Annotated in this window: 17 protein-coding genes and 1 tRNA gene; 5 read left to right on the top strand and 13 right to left on the bottom strand. The window is 61.6% G+C overall.

The features are described from left to right. Positions 1 to 32: 32 nt before the first annotated feature. A complete protein-coding gene (rsfS, locus tag EOD29_RS16845; RefSeq protein ID WP_059189846.1) occupies positions 33 to 410 on the bottom strand; it encodes a ribosome silencing factor in 378 nt (125 codons plus the stop codon). A gap of 241 nt (positions 411 to 651) precedes the next feature. Here rsfS and EOD29_RS16850 point away from each other — a divergent pair, with 241 nt between their 5' ends. Then, positions 652 to 1,503 carry a mechanosensitive ion channel domain-containing protein gene (locus EOD29_RS16850; RefSeq protein WP_127247243.1) on the top strand — a complete coding sequence of 284 codons (852 nt, stop codon included), beginning with the start codon at positions 652 to 654 and terminating at the stop codon, positions 1,501 to 1,503. A gap of 5 nt (positions 1,504 to 1,508) precedes the next feature. Here the strand turns inward: EOD29_RS16850 and EOD29_RS16855 are convergent, their stop codons facing one another. From EOD29_RS16855 to EOD29_RS16865, 3 genes are all read right to left on the bottom strand, one after another. Beyond that, positions 1,509 to 2,786, bottom strand: coding sequence for an MFS transporter (locus EOD29_RS16855; protein WP_095799735.1), 1,278 nt, complete (start codon positions 2,784 to 2,786; stop codon positions 1,509 to 1,511). Between the two features lie 82 nt (positions 2,787 to 2,868). Then, complete coding sequence (locus EOD29_RS16860; protein WP_127247271.1) at positions 2,869 to 3,456, bottom strand: nicotinate-nucleotide adenylyltransferase; 588 nt, start codon at positions 3,454 to 3,456, stop codon at positions 2,869 to 2,871. 249 nt (positions 3,457 to 3,705) lie between these two features. Then, on the bottom strand, positions 3,706 to 4,986 hold the full coding sequence (locus EOD29_RS16865; RefSeq protein ID WP_127247244.1) for a glutamate-5-semialdehyde dehydrogenase: 1,281 nt from the start codon (positions 4,984 to 4,986) through the stop codon (positions 3,706 to 3,708). A 78-nt stretch (positions 4,987 to 5,064) separates the two neighbouring features. Between EOD29_RS16865 and EOD29_RS16870 the strand changes: the two genes are divergently transcribed. Then, the gene (locus EOD29_RS16870; protein WP_095799731.1) at positions 5,065 to 5,550 is read left to right on the top strand and encodes a hypothetical protein; all 486 of its coding nucleotides are present in this window, start codon (positions 5,065 to 5,067) and stop codon (positions 5,548 to 5,550) included. A 25-nt stretch (positions 5,551 to 5,575) separates the two neighbouring features. On the opposite strand, the gene proB is transcribed toward EOD29_RS16870, so the two are convergent. Together proB and obgE are read right to left on the bottom strand one after the other, a co-directional pair. Further along, positions 5,576 to 6,697: a glutamate 5-kinase gene (proB, locus tag EOD29_RS16875; protein WP_095799730.1), complete on the bottom strand. Its 1,122-nt coding sequence runs from the start codon at positions 6,695 to 6,697 to the stop codon at positions 5,576 to 5,578. Beyond that, the gene (gene obgE / locus EOD29_RS16880; protein WP_095799729.1) at positions 6,694 to 7,731 is read right to left on the bottom strand and encodes a GTPase ObgE; all 1,038 of its coding nucleotides are present in this window, start codon (positions 7,729 to 7,731) and stop codon (positions 6,694 to 6,696) included. The genes proB and obgE overlap by 4 nt, the downstream gene beginning before the upstream one ends. 148 nt (positions 7,732 to 7,879) lie before the next feature. Between obgE and EOD29_RS16885 the strand changes: the two genes are divergently transcribed. Further along, positions 7,880 to 8,743, top strand: coding sequence for an endonuclease/exonuclease/phosphatase family protein (locus EOD29_RS16885; RefSeq protein WP_067319561.1), 864 nt, complete (start codon positions 7,880 to 7,882; stop codon positions 8,741 to 8,743). Between the two features lie 163 nt (positions 8,744 to 8,906). Here the strand turns inward: EOD29_RS16885 and EOD29_RS16890 are convergent, their stop codons facing one another. The 3 genes from EOD29_RS16890 to rplU all read right to left on the bottom strand — a co-directional run bounded on the left by EOD29_RS16890 (position 8,907) and on the right by rplU (position 10,706). Next, positions 8,907 to 9,494, bottom strand: a complete 588-nt coding sequence (locus tag EOD29_RS16890) for a GNAT family protein (protein WP_067001577.1) — start codon at positions 9,492 to 9,494, stop codon at positions 8,907 to 8,909. A 125-nt stretch (positions 9,495 to 9,619) separates the two neighbouring features. Beyond that, a complete protein-coding gene (gene rpmA, locus EOD29_RS16895; protein ID WP_040991608.1) occupies positions 9,620 to 9,889 on the bottom strand; it encodes a 50S ribosomal protein L27 in 270 nt (89 codons plus the stop codon). A 100-nt stretch (positions 9,890 to 9,989) separates the two neighbouring features. Beyond that, complete coding sequence (gene rplU / locus EOD29_RS16900; protein ID WP_067001574.1) at positions 9,990 to 10,706, bottom strand: 50S ribosomal protein L21; 717 nt, start codon at positions 10,704 to 10,706, stop codon at positions 9,990 to 9,992. A 316-nt stretch (positions 10,707 to 11,022) separates the two neighbouring features. On the opposite strand from rplU, the gene EOD29_RS16905 reads away from it, so the two are divergent. Then, a tRNA-Ser gene (locus EOD29_RS16905) sits at positions 11,023 to 11,112 on the top strand. A 114-nt stretch (positions 11,113 to 11,226) separates the two neighbouring features. Then, complete coding sequence (locus EOD29_RS16910; RefSeq protein ID WP_063169217.1) at positions 11,227 to 12,549, top strand: integrase; 1,323 nt, start codon at positions 11,227 to 11,229, stop codon at positions 12,547 to 12,549. A 1,453-nt stretch (positions 12,550 to 14,002) separates the two neighbouring features. Here the strand turns inward: EOD29_RS16910 and EOD29_RS16915 are convergent. The 4 genes from EOD29_RS16915 to ccoS form a co-directional block, all read right to left on the bottom strand. Continuing rightward, positions 14,003 to 15,904 carry an EAL domain-containing protein gene (locus tag EOD29_RS16915; protein ID WP_082826564.1) on the bottom strand — a complete coding sequence of 634 codons (1,902 nt, stop codon included), beginning with the start codon at positions 15,902 to 15,904 and terminating at the stop codon, positions 14,003 to 14,005. Positions 15,905 to 16,079: 175 nt separating this feature from the next. After that, positions 16,080 to 17,261, bottom strand: a complete 1,182-nt coding sequence (ubiM, locus tag EOD29_RS16920; RefSeq protein WP_206520473.1) for a 5-demethoxyubiquinol-8 5-hydroxylase UbiM — start codon at positions 17,259 to 17,261, stop codon at positions 16,080 to 16,082. 280 nt (positions 17,262 to 17,541) lie between these two features. After that, on the bottom strand, positions 17,542 to 18,159 hold the full coding sequence (locus tag EOD29_RS16925; protein WP_127247245.1) for a hypothetical protein: 618 nt from the start codon (positions 18,157 to 18,159) through the stop codon (positions 17,542 to 17,544). A gap of 720 nt (positions 18,160 to 18,879) precedes the next feature. Then, the gene (ccoS, locus tag EOD29_RS16930) at positions 18,880 to 19,035 is read right to left on the bottom strand and encodes a cbb3-type cytochrome oxidase assembly protein CcoS (protein ID WP_081714250.1); all 156 of its coding nucleotides are present in this window, start codon (positions 19,033 to 19,035) and stop codon (positions 18,880 to 18,882) included. Between the last annotated feature and the right edge of the window lie 2 nt (positions 19,036 to 19,037).

Here is a 19,037-nt window from a genome sequence, read left to right on the forward strand (position 1 = left end):
CGGACCGGAACGGTCACGGCCCGCGATACGGCTCAGTGCAAGGTCTCTTCCTCGAGATCCGGCGCCTGCCACATCTTTTCGAGATTGTAGAATTCGCGGACTTCGGGACGGAAGACATGGACGATGATGTCGCCGGAATCGATCAGGACCCAGTCGGCGCTGGCCAGCCCTTCGACGCGCGCCATGCCGAGACCGGCATCCTTGAGCGCCTTGAGGAGATGGTCGGCGACCGCCGAGACATGGCGGTGCGATCGGCCCGATGCGACGACCATATAGTCGCCGAGGCTCGATTTACCCTGGATATCGATTGAGACGATGTTTTCGGCCTTGGAGTCTTCCAGACTGGCAAGGACTGTCTTGATGGCGAGGGAGGCAGCATCGCTTCCGCTGATCCCGGCCGGCGAAGGCACGATATCGGCCTTCTTCCGCAGTGCTGTTCTCAGTGTGTTTCCTTTCCCAATAAGAACAACCAAATCACCCGGCAAATCAGGTGACCCTGCTTAGATAGGCAGAGTTCCATTGCAGTTTCAAGACGGGCGCGCTCTCAGGGCGGCCTCGGCAGGCCGGACAGGCCCTCGGAAGGCTGAAAAGAGCGGAACCCCTGCGCGCCGCATGGGTTATCGGCACACCGGACAAAGGGGATTCCCAACCATGCCAATCGACCCGCAGAGCGCCCTCATCACGATTCAGGCCGGGCTTGCGCAGCTCAGCTCGCTGATAGTCTCCTATTCCTTCTCGGCAATCGGTGCTGTGATCCTTCTGGTTGTCGGCTACCTCGTTGCCGGCCTTGCCGAGCGATCGATCTATGCCGGGCTCGGTCATATTCACGGCTTTGACGAGACGCTGCGCCACTTCTTCTCCCAGGTCGTCCGCTACGGAATCCTGATCCTTGTCGTTATCATGGTGCTCGGCCAGTTTGGCGTGCAGACGGCTTCGATCATCGCCGCGATCGGCGCTGCCGGCCTGGCGATCGGCCTTGCACTGCAAGGTACGCTGCAGAACATCGCCGCCGGCATCATGCTGCTTGCGCTGAGGCCCTTCCGCATCGGCGAATATGTGGAGGTCGGTGCGATCGCCGGCTCGATCGAGGAGATCGGCCTGTTCGCGACCAAGCTGCGCACTGTCGAAGGCATCTACCTTCTGGCGCCCAACCAGACGCTGTGGAACCAGCCGGTACGGAATTTCACCCGCAACGGCGTCAGGCGCACCGATATCAGCTTGAGCATCGGTTCATGGAACGACATCGACCGCGGGCAGAAGACGCTGCTTGCCATCGCCAATGCCGAGAAGCGCATCCGGCGCGAGCCGGCGCCGATCGCCTTCATCGCAGGGCTTGGCGAGAGCACGGTTTCACTGACCCTGCGCTACTGGACTTCCGCGGCCGACTATTTCGCCACCCAGATCGACTTGACCAAACGCGCCAAGCTGGCCTTCGACAACGAGGGCATTTCGATCCCCCTGCCGCCGCCCGAGATACCGTCCCCGGAAGTCCGCAAGCAATAATCTCGTCAGGCCTTGGCCGGCTTTGTCGGCTCCTCCGACGCGAAGGCGAGCTCCACCGGCAGGGGCGTCTGCGCCGACATCGGCGCGAAGCTGCCGGTTGCGGCAGCGGGCATCGGTCGCGCCGCAAACACCCGCCACAGCACGAACAGGCAAAACGCGGAAGCGATGGCGATGCCGACATAGATGAAGGTCCCGGTGCCGAAGACGGCGGAAAGCGCCGTCACGATGCCGGGTACGATGAAGCCGGACAGCGACCAGGCAAAGAGCAGCGAACTCGACAGCGCCAGCAGCTCTTCCTTCCTGGCGCGGTCGGCGGCGTGGGCGCTGGACAGCGAATAGATCGATTCCGATGCACCGTCCCAGATCAGGTAGATCGCCACCAGGGCCATCAGCGCGCCGCCATCGAAGGCGATGGCGAGCAGGCTCGCCGCCACCGCCAGCGCCGCCGTGCCCGCCAGCACATAGCGGCGGTCGGTACGGTCCGAGAGCCAGCCGAGCGGTATCTGCAGGATCAGCGTGCCGACCGGCATCGCCGACAAGAGCAGCGCCACCTCTGCCTGGCTGTAACCCTTGGCGGTGGCGTGGATCGGCGCAAAACCGGAAATGATCATCGACAGGCCGCCCACCGCCAGCATGCCGACGACGCCGACTGGCGAGATCCTCCACGCTTGGCCGAGCGCCACAGAAGCGGCCTGCGGCGCGGGCGGCTGGGCAAGCCGCGTCATGCCCACCGGCAGGATGGACAACGCGGTGAAGGCGATGCCGATCAGCGGCGCCGCCGCCGTCTGGATGTCGATCGCGGCGAGCGTCGCATAACCGACGCCCAATCCGGCGATATAGGCGACGTAGAACACCGCCATCACCCGGCCGCGTATGGCGTTCGGCAAGGCGTCGTTGAGCCAGCTCTGCGCGACGATGAAAAGGCCGCATATGGCGAAGCCGTAGAGCGCCCGCGCCGCGATCCACAGCAGCGGCATCGGTCCGGCGCCGATCGCCACGTTGGAGAGCGCGATGAGCGCCGAAAGCACCATGAACGCGCGGGCATGGCCGACCCGGCGCACCAAGGGTCCGGTCAGGATGCAGCCGGCGAGCCCGCCGGCCGAAAGGCCGGTGACGATCAGTCCGGCCCAGGTCGGATCGAAACCATCGGCGCCGAGCCGCACCGGAATGAAGGCGAACATCAGCCCGTTGCCGATCGCGATCAGCGCCATCGACACGATGACGCTGGCAATGGCAATCAGCGGCGCCGATTGTCCGGGATCGGTTTGGGTCTGCGTCAGCATGCCCTCGCAGCTTGGCTGATCGGAACGCGATAGGCCGCCGTAAAAGCGACATCGCTCGGCCCCTTGTGGAAGAAGGGTGGCCTCAGCCCTTCGCCGCCTTGCGGATCGCGGTGGAGGAAAGCGACGAGCGCGGGCCGTGGATGAAGGTCCAGGCCGGCGCCCGCATGCGGGCGAGCAGCGGCGCGTCGCCTTCGTCGACGCGGGCATAGTCGAAGGTCTTGGCGACGACCGAGGACAGGAAGGAGAGCGTGGCGCCCGGTCGGTCGATGACCGCGATCGGGAAGGTCAGCACGATCTCGCCCCAGCGCTGCCAACGATGGAAGTCGCGTAAGGAATCCGCACCCATGATCCAGACGAAGTCGACGCCTGGATTGCGCGCCTTGACCAGCGCCAGCGTGTCCGCGGTGTAGCGGACATGCTGCGCCGCCTCGAAGGCAGTGACCTTGATCTTCGGATTCCTGGCGATCCTTTCGGACAGCGCGACGCGCTCGGCGAGCGGCGCCAGCTCGCGCGCGCTTTTCAGCGGATTGCCGGGCGTCACGATCCACCAGAGCTGGTCGAGGGCCAGCCTTCTCAGCGCAATCTCGGCGACCAGCGCGTGGCCCGCATGCGGCGGGTTGAACGAGCCGCCGAACAGGCCGACGGCCAGCCCTTTGCCGGCATGCGGCATGTGGAGATAGGGCGCGGGGACGGGCTGCTCGGGCTGGGAAAGCATGACGCTAGGCACCCCCCTCTGCCCTGCCGGCCATCTCCCCCGCAAGGGCGGAGATTGGCAGCTCCTTCGCAGCCGCAAATCTTGCAGTGTTGGCGACTGGCGAAACCGGGAAAATCAGCTGATCTCCCCCCTTGCGGGGGAGATGCCCGGCAGGCGGGAGGGGGGTGCCTAGGCGCAAGCTTCAGCCTCTTGGGGCAAGCGACATCAAGGCCTCACTTGCCCCGACCCGCGCACGCGGTACTTGAACGAGGTCAGCTGCTCGACGCCGACCGGTCCGCGCGCATGCATCTTGCCGGTGGCGATGCCGATCTCGGCGCCCATGCCGAACTCGCCGCCGTCGGCGAACTGTGTCGAGGCATTGTGCAACAAAATCGCCGAGTCGATCTCGCTGAAGAATGTTTCGACCGCTTGCGCATCCTCGGCGACGATCGCCTCGGTGTGATGCGAGGAGAAGGTCTCGATATGCTCGATCGCGCCGGCCACGCCGTCGACCAGCTTCACCGCGATGACCGCGTCGAGATATTCCGTCACCCAGTCGGCGTCGGTCGCCGGGCTGGCGTCGGCAAAGGCTTTCATCACCTCGGCGTCGGCATGGACCTCACAGCCGGCGGCGCGCAGGGCCTCCAGGATCGGCACCAGATGCGTGGACGCGACCGCACGGTCGACGAGCAGCGTCTCGGCGGCGCCGCACACGCCGGTGCGCCGCATCTTGGCGTTGACGGCGATCTGGACCGCCATGTCGAGCTTCGCCGAGCGATCGACATAGAGATGGCAGATGCCTTCGAGATGGGCAAAGACCGGTACGCGCGCCTCGGTCTGCACGCGCCCGACCAGGCTCTTGCCGCCGCGCGGGATGATGACGTCGAGATTGCCGCCTAAGCCTTTGAGCATCTCGCCGACCGCGGCGCGGTCGGTGGACGGCACCAACTGGATGGCGTCTTGCGGCAGGCCGGCTACCTTCAGCCCTTCGACCATGCAGGCATGGATAGCCGACGACGAATTGATTGAATCCGAGCCGCCGCGCAGGATCACGGGATTGCCGGCTTTCAGGCAGAGCGCGCCGGCATCCGCCGTCACGTTCGGGCGGCTTTCATAGATGACGCCGATGACGCCGAGCGGCGTGCGCACGCGCTCGATATGGAGGCCGTTCGGCCGGTCCCATTCGGCAATCACCTCGCCGACCGGATCCTTGAACGCCGCGATCTCGCGAATGCCGTCGGCCATCGCCTTGATGCGTGAGGGGTTAAGTTTCAGCCGGTCCATGAAGGAACCGGACAGCCCGGCTTCCTCGCCATTCGACATATCGATGGCGTTAGCCTCTAGGATCGCCTGCTCGTTGCGCAGGATGGCGTCGGCCATGGCGGCCAAGGCGTCGTTCTTGGCCTTGGTCGATGCGACGGCCAACGGTCCGGCAGCAGCGCGCGCCTTGCCGCCTATCTGTGCCATCAAACTGGCTACATCTTGGCCTTGGTGTTTGTCCAACATTTGACCGCTCCGGTGAAGCTGGTGGATTTACACGCGGTTGGGCCTCGCGGCAATGGCTGCAAAGTTGGGGGAGGCAGCATGAAGGGCGCCATAATCCTCGTTGTTCTGGGCGCGATGTTCGTGCCGACCGGGCTGCGCGCGGCCGATTACTGCGACGACAAGATCGAACCCGGCGAAAGCCCCGATGGCAAGGCTATGACCATGATGAGTTCCATATTCTCCATCGGACTCGCCGAGCGCTATTGCGGCGCACCACCGATGCCGCTTTCCCAAATCTTTGTCGTTGTTGAGGAGGCCCACGGGTGCGGTCCGCGCGCACGACTCGAGGCGAAATTCAAGAAAACGCTGGACGAAGGCGGGTCGAAGATAACGACAACCGCCGAACTCGTCCGCGAGATGCTATCAGAAGGCGGGAGCGATCTCCCTCAGGCCGAAGTAGATCGACAAGCCAAGGCCGCCATTGAAACCGAGATGGGCGGTTGCAGTGAGCTTGTGAAAATGCAGCGAGAATTTCAGGAGAGATACCGCAATCCACCCCAATGGCCACCGAAGCCCGAGAAGTAGCGACCATAAATCAATGGACCGCGTCTCAGTTGGCGGCGCCGCTTACCACAAGGTCGTCGCGATGGATCATCGCCGAGCGAGCCTCGTAGCCGAGCACATTTTCGATCTCGGCCGTCTTCAAACCCGCGATCCTTACGGCATCGGCGGCATCATAGGCAACCAGCCCGCGCGCGATCTCGCGGCCCTCGGGCGACAGGATCGCCACCGTGTCGCCGCGCGAGAAATTGCCGCTGACGAGCTTGACGCCGGCCGGCAGCAGCGACTTGCCCGATTTCAGCGCGCCGACAGCGCCGGCATCGACGGTGAGCCGCCCGGCCGGCTCCAACTGTCCCGCGATCCAGGTCTTGTAGCCCTTCACCGGGTTGGCGCTGGGGTTGAAGAAAGTGGCGCGCTCGCCGCGCTCGATCGCCATCAGCGGCGACAGGCGCGTGCCGGCGGTGATGATCATCGCGGTGCCGGCGGCGTTGGCGATCTTGCCCGCGTCGAGCTTGGTCCGCATGCCGCCGCGCGAGAGTTCCGAAGCGGCGGCGCCCGCCATCGCCTCGATGTCCGGCGTGATGCGGTCGACCACCGGAATGAACTTGGCTTGCGGGTCCTTGGCCGGCGGCGCCGTATAGAGTCCGTCGATGTCGGAAAGCAGCACCAGAAGATCGGCGCCCATCATCGTCGCCACCCGCGCCGCCAGCCGGTCGTTGTCGCCATAACGGATTTCGGAGGTCGCGACCGTGTCGTTCTCGTTGATGACCGGCACCGCCTTCATCTTGAGCAAGGTCGAGATCGTTGCGCGGGCGTTGAGGTAGCGGCGGCGCTCCTCGGTATCGCCGAGGGTCAACAGAATCTGCCCGGATTTGAGCCCGTCCCTGCCCAGCGCATCCGACCAGGCGCCCGCAAGCGCGATCTGGCCGACGGCCGCCGCCGCCTGGCTTTCCTCGAGCTTCAGCGCGCGTTTGCCGAGCCCGAGAATGGTGCGGCCGAGCGCAATGGCGCCCGAGGAGACGACGAGCACCTCCGCGCCGGCATTGGCGAGCACCGCGATGTCCTCGGCTAAAGAGGTCAGCCAATCGCGCTTCAAGCCGGTCGCGCGGTCGACGAGCAGCGCCGAGCCGATCTTCACGGTTATGCGCCGGTATGATTTCAGCGATTTCATGGGTTTTGCCGCCAGCGCGTATCGACTGGAGCGGGAACGGCATCGCGTGCCTCGGTGACCACCGCCATCAGCGCGCGCTGCACAGCCTCGACGCCTTCGCCGGTGACGGCTGACAACAGCATCGGCGCGCGGCCGACGGCGCGTTTCAGCGAGGCAGCCTTCTTCTTGCGGGCGTCCGCGTCGAGTATGTCGACCTGGCTGAGGGCGACGATCTCAGGTTTGTCGGCCAGCCCATGGCCATAGGCTGCGAGCTCGGCGCGCACGGTCTTGTAGGCCTTGCCGGGATTTTCCTCCTGCGCCGAGACGAGATGCAGCAGGACGCGCGTGCGCTCGACATGGCCGAGGAAGCGGTCGCCGATGCCGACGCCCTCATGCGCGCCCTCGATCAGGCCGGGGATGTCAGCCAGCACGAACTCGCGGCCGTCGATGCGGGCGACGCCGAGGCCCGGATAGAGCGTGGTGAAGGGATAGTCGGCGATCTTCGGCTTGGCGGCGGTGACGGCCGCAAGGAAGGTCGACTTGCCGGCGTTGGGCAGGCCGACGAGGCCGGCATCGGCGATCAGCTTGAGCCGCAGCCAGATGCTCAACTCCTCGCCCGGCTGGCCGGGATTGGCGCGGCGCGGCGCCTGGTTGGTCGAGGTCTTGAAATGCTGGTTGCCGAAGCCGCCATTGCCGCCCTTGGCGAGCAGAAAGCGTTGGCCGACCTCGGTTAAATCGCAGATCAGCGTCTCATTGTCCTCGGCGAATACCTGGGTGCCGGCCGGCACTTTCAGCGTCGCGTCGGCGCCCTTGGCGCCCGTCATGTTGCGGCCCATGCCGTGCATGCCGGTCTTGGCCTTGAAATGCTGCTGGTAACGGTAGTCGATCAGTGTGTTCAAGCCATCGACGGCTTCGATCCAGACATCGCCGCCTCGGCCACCGTCGCCGCCGTCCGGACCGCCGAACTCGATGAATTTCTCGCGGCGGAACGACATCGATCCGGCACCACCGTCGCCGGACCGGATGTAAACTCGGGCTTGGTCGAGGAATTTCATCGGATTTTCAGGTTTCTGCTATTGCGCTTGCGGGATTGCTCTAAACCAAGGTGGAGCCAAGGGCGAGGCCCGTTTGCAACTAAAGCGCCGGATGCACTTTAGCCAGGGGCGCGGTAGCACTGTTCGCGGGCGAGACCGGGAGGCGCGAATGAAGCTTGTCACTTACAACATCCAGTATGGCATCGGCCTCGACGGCAAATACGATGTCGGCCGCATCGCCGACGCGGTGCGCGGCGCCGATGTCATCGCCCTGCAGGAAGTCACCCGCAACAACCCGCGCAACGGCGACCGCGACATGGTGGCCGAGATCGGCGAAGCGCTGCCGGACTATTTTGTCGCCTATGCCAGCAATTTCGAGGTCAATATCGGCTCGCGCCTGGATGCCGGCCGCGCCGTCACCCGCACCTTCCAGCTCGGCAATATGGTGCTGTCGAAGACGCCCATTCATCTGTCGCGTAATCTCCTTCTGCCGCGCAGCCGCAGCCTGGAGCGGATGAACTTCCAGCGCGGCGCGCTGGAGGCGCTGATCGAGACGCCGCTCGGCTTCATCCGCTTCTATTCCACCCATCTCGACCACCGCAGCCCCGTCGAGCGTCAGAGCCAGATCCGTTTCCTGCGCCAGCGCCTGCTCAACTACGCGCTGGAAGGCGGCGGCCTTTCCGGCATTCCCGAAATCGGCCTGCCGGACCTGCCCTATCCGGAAGCCTTCATCGTCATGGGCGACTTCAACATGCTGCCCGGATCGCCCGAATATGTCGAACTCGCCGGACGCCCGGACCATGAATTCGGCATGCCGCTCACCGCCGATCTCGCCGTCGATGTCGCCCAGCGCTTGGACGTTTCCGGCCTCTTCACCTGGATCGACCCCAATCGTCCCAACGATGCGGGCCGCCACAAATGCATCGACTACGTCTTCACCAGCGCTTCGCTCGCCGGCTCGCTGAAGCGCCTGTGGGCCGACCGGCAGGCGCGTGGATCGGACCACCTGCCGGTCTGGGTCGAATTGGGTTGAGTCGTCTTTGAGCGCCGACGCCTAGGCGTGTTGCTATTCAGGTCAGGCTGAGCCGAAAATGACGGCTTCCGAGAACCGGAGCGGAGCGTACTGAAAGTACGCGAGCACCGGAAGCGCAGGAAACCGTCATTTGCAGGCCGGCTTCACCTGAATTTCAACATGCCTAGAAGTGCACCCAGTTGCGCAGGCTCGTCCAGGTCTTGCGGTCCAGCCGGTAGCGCTCGACCGGCACCTGGCCGGCGACGATCGAGTTCAGCATGCCCTGGCCGGCATACTGAAAGCCGCACTTGTGGATGACGCGGCGCGATGCCGGATTGATGACCCTGGTCGAGGCATGCAGCACCTGGATCGAGGTCTTCTGGAAAGCAAGGTCGACCAGCGCGTGCGCCGCCTCGGTCGCATAGCCGCGCTTCCAGTAAGGCTCGCCGATCCAGTAGCCCAGCTCCAGCCCGCGATCGGTGGTATTCAACCCCGCGCAGCCGACGAAAGTGCCGGTGCCGGCGAGCGTCAGCGCATAGGCGATGCCGGCGCGGCGCGACGAGGCCATGGCGAGGAAGGCGCGGGCCTCGGCTTCGCCGTAAGGATGCGGCATGCGGGCCAGCATTTCGGCGACGTGACGGTTGTCGGCCAGAGCGACGAGTTGCGCGAGATCGCTCTCGCGCGGAGCGCGCATGACCAGGCGCTCGGTGGCGAGCACCGGGCAATCGATCGCGTAACTTTCGTCTTCGGTGTCTTCCGCTTCGGCAACCATTTTAGTCCTCCAGGGCAAAGAAAAATGAAAAAGGAGACATGGAAGCCCATCTCTCCTGATCCTTTTCCTGGCCTGGCCAGACACCGGTTCCCGAGATGGGCGCCGGTGTTATGGTGCGGAACCGGCTACTCCGCTGCTTTGGTGATCGGGTTTACCGAGACGTAGGTTCGGCCGTTGGCTTTTTTGTTGAAGGTGACTGCGCCGGCTTCGAGCGCAAAAAGGGTGTGGTCCGTGCCCATGCCAACGTTGGTGCCCGGATGCCATTGCGTGCCGCGCTGACGAATGATGATGTTGCCGGCGACGACGGCTTCGCCACCGAACTTTTTCACGCCGAGACGCTTGGAGTGCGAATCGCGACCGTTGCGCGACGAACCGCCAGCTTTCTTGTGTGCCATCTAACTAACTCCGATGCGCCCTGAGGCGCTTGAATGGTCTTATGAACGCGTTCGCGTTCCGTTTCAAGTGCGTACCGGCGACGATTATCGCCGACCGTCCTTACTTCTTTTTCGCCAGCTCCTTGGCCTGCTCGCGCCAATCCTTGATCTGGTCGGCGCTGAACGGCATGTGCTCGTCGATCTTGGCGACATCCTTCTCGGTCAGCTTGGCCAGCTGCGCAAAGGTGACGATGCCCTGCTCGGCGAGATCCTTCGCCGCGACGGGACCGATGCCCTTGATCACGGTCAAATCGTCCGGCTCGCCCTTCGGTGCCTTGAACAGCGGCGCGGCCTTGGCCTCTTCGCTGGCGGGAGCTTCCTTGGGGGCGGCCTCTGCCTTGGCTTCCTTCTTGGCCTTGGCCTCCTTCGGAGCGGCTTCGGCCTTCGCCTCGGCGGCGACGTCTGCCTTGGCTTCGGGCGCCTTGGCCTCAGCCTTGGCGGTGGCCTTCTTCGACGGCTTGGCGCCGCCCAGCAGGATCTCGGAGATCCGGACGGTGGTCAGAAGCTGGCGGTGGCCGATCTTGCGGCGCGAATTCTGGCGGCGGCGCTTCTTGAAAGCGATGACGGTGCGGTTCTTGCCCTGCTCGACGACTTCCGCCGTGACCAGAGCGCCATCGACGAACGGCGCGCCGAAGGTGACATTCTCACCCTCGCCATGCGCGAGAACAGTGCCGATCTCGACGATCTCGCCGACCTTGGCTTCGACTTTCTCGATCTTGAGCAGATCGTTGGCGGCGACGCGATACTGCTTGCCGCCCGTTTTGATGACTGCGAACATTTTTTGCCTTTCGCTGTTCGGTCGGCCTCGATGAACCGCTTTAGGCGGTTCGGCCGTCTTTTTGTCAGTCTGCGGGTTCAAAAAACAAGCGGCGCGGAGAAGCCCCACGCCGGATGCGGGCTGTCCCTAACCGAAGGTCGCAAGGAAGTCAAGGCGAGCGGCCCTTGCTCCTGAGCATGCCGCGGGCCGCGCGCCGGTCCGTCGCCTCGCCGACGCTTTTTCAAGAAGCGGGAAATCGGTCGACTAGGGCCTTGTAACTGCGGCGGTCAGCCGTTATCTAGTGCGCCGCGCCGGCAACGGCCGACCATGACCTCGCGGAGAGGTGGCAGAGTGGTCGAATGCACCGCACTCGAAATGCGGCATACTCGCAAGGGTATCGGGGGTTCGAATCCCTCCCTCTCCGCCATTTAGCTTCCATAAAAATCCTTTCCTTTCAAAAGCTTCCTTGTTGCGCTTGACCAGCACGAAGCGAAACATATCTTAGACTGTGTAACAAACTGTGTAACATTAGAGAAAGATAATGCGACGTTCCGCAGCGCCAAAGCCGCATAAACGTGAAGGCATCTGGTATCTCGTCCGCAGGGTGCCGAAGGAATTCGCGGCGTTTGATCGCCGCTGCCTAGTACGCATTTCCACGGGCGTCGCCGTGGCTGACGATCCCCGCGGTGTACGGGCGCGAGATGCAGTGCAAAGCCTCGGCGCGGGGCTGGAGGCGTATTGGCGTAGACTGCGGGAAGGCCAATCCGCCGAGGCGGGGCTGCGTTTCGAAGCCGCGAGGAAGCGCGCGCGGTCATTTGGATTGGCCTATCGCACTAACGAGGAACTAGCAGCGGGGCCGCTCGACGAACTCATGGCCCGTATCAAGCTGCTCCTCGACAAAAAATCGATCGAGGACGCGCAGGACGTCTCGGCCGTCATGGGTGGGGAGAAGCGGCCAGCGGTCCGCCTGAGCGGTCTTATCAAGGAATTCGAGACGATCGAGCAACAGAACTTGCTGACCATGTCGCCCAACCAAATCAAGAAATGGCGTAACCCCAAAAAGCGCGCAGTTGCCAATCTGGTTGGAGTCATTGGCGACAAGGAGATCGCAAGCCTCACTCGGGACGACGCAATCGCGTTCCGCGAGTGGTGGCAAAAGCGGATCGTTGAGGATGGACTTGATATCGGTACGGCCAACAAGGACATCGGCCATGTTTCGAAAATGCTGCGCGTCGTCGATCTGACTCACCAGCTCAAGCTGGAGCCGGTTTTTCGAAACCTGCGTCTTTCCGGCGCCGTCCCCGGGCAACGCGCTGCGTTCACAGCGGAGTTCATTCAGGAGAAGATACTCGCTGAAGGCGCGCTCGACGGACTCAATGACGAAGCCCGCCATCTAATCTATGTGATTGCCGATACCGGGCTCAGGCTTTCTGAAGCGGCAAACCTCACCACCGAAACAATCCACCTCGATCGAGAAATCCCGCATGTGCGGGTGCGCCCCAATGGCCGTCGCTTGAAGACCGGTCATTCAGCCCGTGACATTCCCTTGGTTGGCGGCGCACTTGCAGCCATCAAGCTCCATCCGGACGGCTTTCCTCGTTATCGCGACAAGGCCGCGTCACTTTCAGCGCTCGTCAACAAGGTGCTCGCCAGCAAGGAACTTCTGCCGACTTCCGAGCATAGTCTTTATAGCCTGCGACACACTTTCGAGGACCGGCTGACGGCAGTTGAGGCGCCGGAGAAGGTAATTGCTTCTCTGATGGGCCACAAATGGATCCGGCCCAAATACGGCGCGGGACCTTCGTTAGCGCAAAAGCGCGAGTGGCTCCAAAAAATCGCTTTTACCCCGCCCGGGCGAATGTGATTGCGGCGCCATCCAGGCCTTGAGAACCAACCTCACGGCTCCAGCTGTCCGAGCCATTTAGGTTGAGCGTGGCCAGCACGCGCTGCGCTCGCTCGCGATTTCCGAGCTTCCGCCGCATTTGTTCGACCTCGTATTCCAGCCTTTCGAAGGTCGGTATATAGGCATCTCCATGCCGGATGACCAAGTAGGCGGCAACAGCTAGACACCATTCTAGCTCCGTGGCCGATGGATCGGAAAAAGGGGCGACGCCATACCAAGACGAGCAACGCCTCTCGAGGGCTTCCGAACTAGGCAAACGGCCAGCATGTGGCATGGGAAAGAAACCTATGCCTGATCGACGAACCTAAAGTGCTCACGAAGCTTGACCGGTACGCGGGCCATCGGAGGGTTCTGCCTAAAACCGCCAAAAATTTTGAAACACCCATTCATCCGGCTCGAATTCAAAGGGATCGGCGATTTTTGGGTTATGGCTTGCAAGCATAGTTCAGCCCAGACAAGAACGCCTGATATCTTGTCGTGCACTGTCACCCTGCCAAATATGGTGCCGGCGACAACGGCAGTTTGGCGAGCAGAAGAATTCCCGAGACTGAGACGTTCTACGGCTTGGCCCATGTTCGCGCTCCTCCTCGATTGGAGACAGGATGGGCCATATGGAAGCGAATAAAAGGAGGTTGGTGACGAGTCTCGGTAGTGGAGTAGAAACGGGTGGAAAAGCTTGCGCTATTCGCCATCGGCGCCGCTAAGCGCATTTGAGAGAAGGGGCAGCGATCGCCAAGAGATGACGTCCGATCGCAAGCCGGCTAGAAATGCGACAGTGACGCGCCTTTTTTGGCACGACCTTAGCACCCGATCGGGCCTCAGCTGGTCGTCGTTGCGCAGCCGATCGGGTGCGATTTTTATAAAGCTCTCTTGGCTTTAGCTTTGAGAGCCCGTCATCGAGACAAATGCAAGGGAACGGTCCGCCCCCTGGGGACATTCGACATGCCGTGGCAGCTTCCTATGGTGAGCCAGCGCATTCCGATACACGTTTTCCGCGCTCTACCGTTGCTCCAGCACCTGTGCTGAGGCTGAGCGCTTGATCAGGACCCGACCGCTGCTGTTGCGGGATGGTGACTGGGTTGAGGTCGCGAAGACCTTGACCGCGGGTACGTTGTTCATCCCGATGAGCGCTGAGCCGAGAAGCAGCCAAGAACGCTTCCCGTAATCGAATCCTACGGGAACCGCGAAACCAGCGTCCAAAGGACGCAATTCTCCGACGTCGTTCACTCAAGCTCATCTCGCAACTTGAACGCTTGTATGAAGCCGCTGCATGTGCGCCGGTGGACCGGATTGCTGCTATCCAAACCACGTGCTCAGTTTCGCCCCCGTAATAACTCTACCGTCCGAAACGGCTTTCGCGCGTCAGGTCCACCCCACATGAAAGTTCCGCGAGCAGCACGGACGGAGAGGCCGGTCACAACTCCTTCGCGTGCTCTTTTACTACCGAATCAAGTGCCAAATGGAGAGGCACTGCCTTAGAGAACAGGAAGCCCTGCGCGGTTCTGCAGCCAAGCTTGTACAGAGTTTGCCGATCTGCCTCTGTTTCAACGCCCTCGGCCATGACCTCGATCCCGAGCGTCCTACCAAGATCAATCACCGCTTTGACAAGCAGCCGATTCTCCCGGGACTTGGCTAAGCCGCGAACGAAGCCCTGATCTATTTTCACCTTCCTGATCCGACTGTCCTTGAGCGATGCCAACGTCGAAAAACCGGTGCCGAAGTCATCGAGCGCGATAGAAATGCCAGCATGTGAAAGCCGGGCGAGCTTTTCATCCACTCTGTCCGGATCCACTGGGGCTTCTTCGGTAATCTCGATGTCGAACATCGTTGCAGGGAGGTCTTTTGCCGCCAGACCATTAAGAATCATCTCGTCAATATCGCCAGCTTCCAACTCGCACGGTGAAACATTCATCGCCACACGAACATCACGACGGTCAGCTTTGACCAAGCCCTCGATAAGAGCGCAACAGTCGGCGAATACCGTTTGAGTTAGCAGCTGAAGCATTCCAGTTTCGCGTGCCGCTGTCATGATCTCGGGCGGAGAAATGGGACCGTGAAGCGGGTGAGACCATCTTAGCAAGGCTTCAAAACTGACGACGGCTTCAGTTTCGAGTCTTACGATTGGCTGAAACCAAGCGACCAAGCTTCTCATCGTTATCGCCGAATGAAGATCGCGTTCGATTGACTGGCGGCGTTGCAACTCCCGGGCTAGCTCGGCATCGAACAGACAAAATTCATTCCTGCCGCGGCGCTTAGCTGTGTAAAGGGCGATGTCGGCCCGCAACAACATTTCCGTTAGTCCGGGGTTTTCAGCCAAGTAGATTCCTATAGACGCTCCAATGCGGACTGATGCGATCCCAGGATAGGGGCGAGCAAGCTTGGCTATGAGATTGGACGCGAGATTGGTGGGAGAAGGAGAATTCTTTCGCGAAGAAAAAACCAGCACGAATTCATCCCCACCGATGCGGGCGAGCGTTGAGCCCTCCGGTGCTTCTTCCTCTATTCGGCGGGCGATCCTGGCAAGCAGCTCGTCACCCGTTCTGTGACCGTAGGTATCGTTGACAGATTTGAACCCGTCCAGATCAATCAGCATGGCCACAAAGGGTCCATCGGTGTTCTCAAACTGATCGATTGCATGTTCGAGGCCCCGCCTGTTGAGGAGCGCGGTAAGATGGTCCTCCCTGGAATTGCGCTCCATTTCCGCGGCAAGCCGCTCGGCTTGATGTCTCAGGCGGCTCGCGTCACGGAAGCGCGCTTGTCCAACGAACGAGGATCGAACCAGGCCGCCCTCGAAAAGCAGGACGGCAAAAGCCAGAATGTAGTTTTCCGGGGCTCCCTTCGTCAGCAAACATGCGGCGGCAATGAGGAGTGGCGGTGTGATGAAGCATATCGCTGCCGCAGCATATGAGCTGCCGTACGTGACCGCGCCAGCTGAAATGCCCGCCAGAATTATTAGATGCAGCGATGCTTGAGACGTCGTGTATCCAGCCGTTAGGACGGCAAGGAATGACCAGGTGAATCCCGCCAGAAGAGCAAGCCTGCCAAACCAGCGAAGCCGCAGCCAAACCCGTGTCAGATCATCCTGGACTCCGGGTTCCTTCAGCTGATGACGGGCGAGTGCAAGGCGGGCGGCATTTATCGCATTAACGACCGAAAACCAGGCCGCGCCAGCAAGACCGTTCCCGGAAAGGGCCTGCACGGTCAAAATCAGCCCGGACAGCACAATGCTTATCGGCATTGAGACGAAAAGGCCTGCCCTCAGATCAGCGAGCTGGTCCTGAAGGATTCTCGCCTCCAGCGGATCTTCTTTTTCCAAGGCTGGACGGGTCAGCTTGCTTACTCCTGCTTGTCCGCAGCCTATGCAGCCCCCCTGAAGGACGGGTTAATTCTTCAATCGGAGATCAGCGTCGGGGAGCAGGATTACTCCGGTGCATCATGCACTCTCTCATCGCTCGCCCAGCACGCGCAAAAATGCGACTGCTGGTGCAGTATCACCGCTGGAGCTCCGCCGAAATCCCATGCCGGACAAGGGGAACATGTTGGGCAAAGCGAAGCCCCAGATGCCTTGCAAGCCGTGCCGCCAGGTGGTCTCTGGAGTAGAGTCCAACCAATATGTTCGTTGCATGGTAGAGCGGCGCCGCCGACAGGCGCAGCCGCCTTTCGTATATATGCAGCATGTCGGGGTCGCCAACATTGCGGCCGTCGCGGCACGCAGTCATGATTCCACGGGCGAGTTGCTTCTGGCTGCTGAGACCGATGTTGAATCCGTGAGCGGTCACCGGGTGCATGCCGATGGCAGCGTCGCCGATGAGTGCGGCGCTCGGCGCCCGGAATTTGTGCGCCCAGGTCGTGACCAGCGGATAGGTGTGGCGCTTGCTTGCCAAGGTCATTTTTCCAAGGCGCCCTCGACACCGTTTCGTCAACTCCGACAGGAACAAATCATCATCGAAGGCAAGCAGTCTATAGGCCTCGTTTGAGCGCGATGTGAGCAGCAGCGACGACATGCCCTCCGCGAGGGGCAATATCGCTATCGTCTGATGGTGATCGAACCATTCGATGGCGATCTGGTGGTGGGCGCGCTCGTGCCTCACTCGGCAAATCAGCATCGAGTGGCCAAGCCGGTTGATATCGGCGCCGATGCCTAGCAGATCACGCGTGGCGGACAAACGCGAATCCGCGGCAACAACCAGCCGAGCAGTTAAACGCGCGCCATTAGAGAGCGTTACGACTGCTCCTTCTTGGCTGTTTGTTGCATCGACGACCGAGTGGCCGCACAACAGCCGGGCGCGATCCTGCAAGCGGACGATTTTGAACAGCGCCTCGCGGATCCGGCAATTTGGAACCAAAACCCCCAGCGGTTCTCCAGAGTTGCTGGGAGGATCGAAACGAAGAGCGAATGCGCTCGAGCCGTTGAGCACGCGCGCGCCTTGAAGTGCTGATTTGTCCGAAGCCGGGATGACATCCCAGGCGCCGAGCTCGCGAAGGGTTCTGATCGAAGCGTTGGTCAGCGCGATTTCGCGACCATCGAAAGCCGGATTCGCCAGACTATCGAATGTGTTCTGTTCAACAACTGCCACCTTGAGTTCGCTTTGGGCAAGCGACGCAGCGAACGAAAGGCCGACCGGGCCGGCTCCAACGACAACGATGTCAAAATTATCGTCAGAGCCCATCAGCGTGCCGCCATCCGGTCGCCTATCCTCGTGTAACGGTGGAACTGAGCCGAGTGACATGAGCTCCGTGCCCGCCGCATTGCCTAAAGGCGCTGGGCCGGGAGATTCGCATCGATCGGCAACGAAGCACTCAAAGCGCTCAGAGGTGGATGCGGCTAACCGATCCCGCCCTTTCGCCGCGCAGCCGCGCAGATCGCCGCCAGCAAGCGAGACACTCGCGACGCTGGTCAGCGACGGCCGCGCCGCATCGATCGCCACATTCCACCTGGAACCCTTGCGCATACTACTCACGCTCCACGACGTCGAAGCGGGCTCTCTTGCGAGGGTGAGGGTATCGAACGTAGCGCTCTCTCTCGTCATCCCAGCCAAGGTAGCGGAAACTTTTATCCACGACCGCGCATATCTCATCAAGAACCTGCTGCATGGCTTCGATGTCGATGTCCTTGCAATTCAGTCGCCGATAGAGCAAAGCCCACGCGGCGACATAGTCGTCGAAATAGCGCGCGTCACTCGAACCAATGATCAACTTCGGACGGTTGATCGATTTCGAAAACGCACGTCCCAACCCCGATGATGCTCCGCAGCACGTTGACATCACGAGGATCTTCGGCGCTGGATGCGAGCCCTGGAACATTTTTACGAAGTCAGCCCAAAGAAGGCCACTTCGCCCACTGGACGAAGCGATCCCGTCACCATTGCCGTGCCCGGCGATGTGAAGCACGTCGCACTCCGCCTCCATCGCTCGTACTACAGCCTCACCAAATTTCGTTCGGTTCAACGCCATGTGGAGCTCCGCGCGGATGTTGACAGCCTTTAACAAGTGCTGCACGATCGGTCCCTCTTGCCTGTCGGCGAAGTAGTCATTTGCATTGTGGCAGTCGATGATGTGTACGGTGTTCATGGTACTCCAGCCGCTTGTTCGTTCATCGTCGTGACGAGCGGACACCACGCGCGCGGAACCGCGTGACGTGCGCTGGGTTCCGGTACCGTCGCATAGCCTCAAGGCGCGGGCCGGGAATCGGGATGGATCGGCAACGACGCACACAACCCATCAAAGGCGAAAGCTGTTGATCGGCCCCCTGTCCGCGCAGCCACGCGGATGGTCAGCCAGCAAGCGAGATACACACGACGCCGGTCAGCTAATGGCTGCGCCGTAAGCACAAGGCATGGCCGACCACACGACAGAAAACCCAGAACCGTGAAGGTGCTGATAATGACGACCAATCTTTCCGTAAGTCATGCATTTCTCCGTCGAAGACTGGTCAATAGACCACGCCGATGAGTATGACCCTGATCTGGATCAGCCAGACATGACCAATCGGCACTGGCGGTTCACGGTCAGGTGATCGACCGTGACGTTCCACTTTGGAACCCGTGCGCACATTGCCAAGCTCTCGTCCGGCCACGCGAGGTACTCTCGTGGCATCACACGCCTCATACTGGGTGCAATGGGAGGCAGTCCTTCGCACGACAGAGGCTTTTCACAAATGTAGTGTGCAGCTTAGGTCAAGATGGTCATGGAGCATGGAGCATGGAGCATGGAGCATGGACAGCTTGTTCCCGACCGAGCCGGCTCGACTGACGAGCGCGATCCGCGCATCTTATGCACAGCGGATTGAAATCAGCGTTCCGGTTTGTCGTCCCGATCAATTAGTATCCGCTCGGCGGCTCCGTCGAGATCTTCGTATTGACCGCTTCGCAATGCCCAGACGAAGCCGGACACACCCAGTGCACCCAGAAAAAGGGCCACTGGTATGAGATAGAGCAACGTCGTCACGA

The organism is Mesorhizobium sp. M1A.T.Ca.IN.004.03.1.1 (assembly GCF_003997555.1).
GTDB lineage: Bacteria > Pseudomonadota > Alphaproteobacteria > Rhizobiales > Rhizobiaceae > Mesorhizobium.

Coding starts and splice junctions, on each gene's coding strand:
- EOD29_RS16850 (WP_127247243.1), top strand. CDS start 652: ATGCCAATCGACCCGCAGAGCGCCCTCATCACGATTCAGGCCGGGCTT.
- EOD29_RS16890 (WP_067001577.1), bottom strand. CDS start 9,494: ATGGTTGCCGAAGCGGAAGACACCGAAGACGAAAGTTACGCGATCGAT.
- EOD29_RS16885 (WP_067319561.1), top strand. CDS start 7,880: ATGAAGCTTGTCACTTACAACATCCAGTATGGCATCGGCCTCGACGGC.
- obgE (WP_095799729.1), bottom strand. CDS start 7,731: ATGAAATTCCTCGACCAAGCCCGAGTTTACATCCGGTCCGGCGACGGT.
- EOD29_RS16860 (WP_127247271.1), bottom strand. CDS start 3,456: ATGCCGCATGCCGGCAAAGGGCTGGCCGTCGGCCTGTTCGGCGGCTCG.
- rpmA (WP_040991608.1), bottom strand. CDS start 9,889: ATGGCACACAAGAAAGCTGGCGGTTCGTCGCGCAACGGTCGCGATTCG.
- EOD29_RS16870 (WP_095799731.1), top strand. CDS start 5,065: ATGAAGGGCGCCATAATCCTCGTTGTTCTGGGCGCGATGTTCGTGCCG.
- EOD29_RS16910 (WP_063169217.1), top strand. CDS start 11,227: ATGCGACGTTCCGCAGCGCCAAAGCCGCATAAACGTGAAGGCATCTGG.
- EOD29_RS16865 (WP_127247244.1), bottom strand. CDS start 4,986: ATGTTGGACAAACACCAAGGCCAAGATGTAGCCAGTTTGATGGCACAG.
- rplU (WP_067001574.1), bottom strand. CDS start 10,706: ATGTTCGCAGTCATCAAAACGGGCGGCAAGCAGTATCGCGTCGCCGCC.
- proB (WP_095799730.1), bottom strand. CDS start 6,697: ATGAAATCGCTGAAATCATACCGGCGCATAACCGTGAAGATCGGCTCG.
- EOD29_RS16925 (WP_127247245.1), bottom strand. CDS start 18,159: ATGAACACCGTACACATCATCGACTGCCACAATGCAAATGACTACTTC.
- EOD29_RS16855 (WP_095799735.1), bottom strand. CDS start 2,786: ATGCTGACGCAGACCCAAACCGATCCCGGACAATCGGCGCCGCTGATT.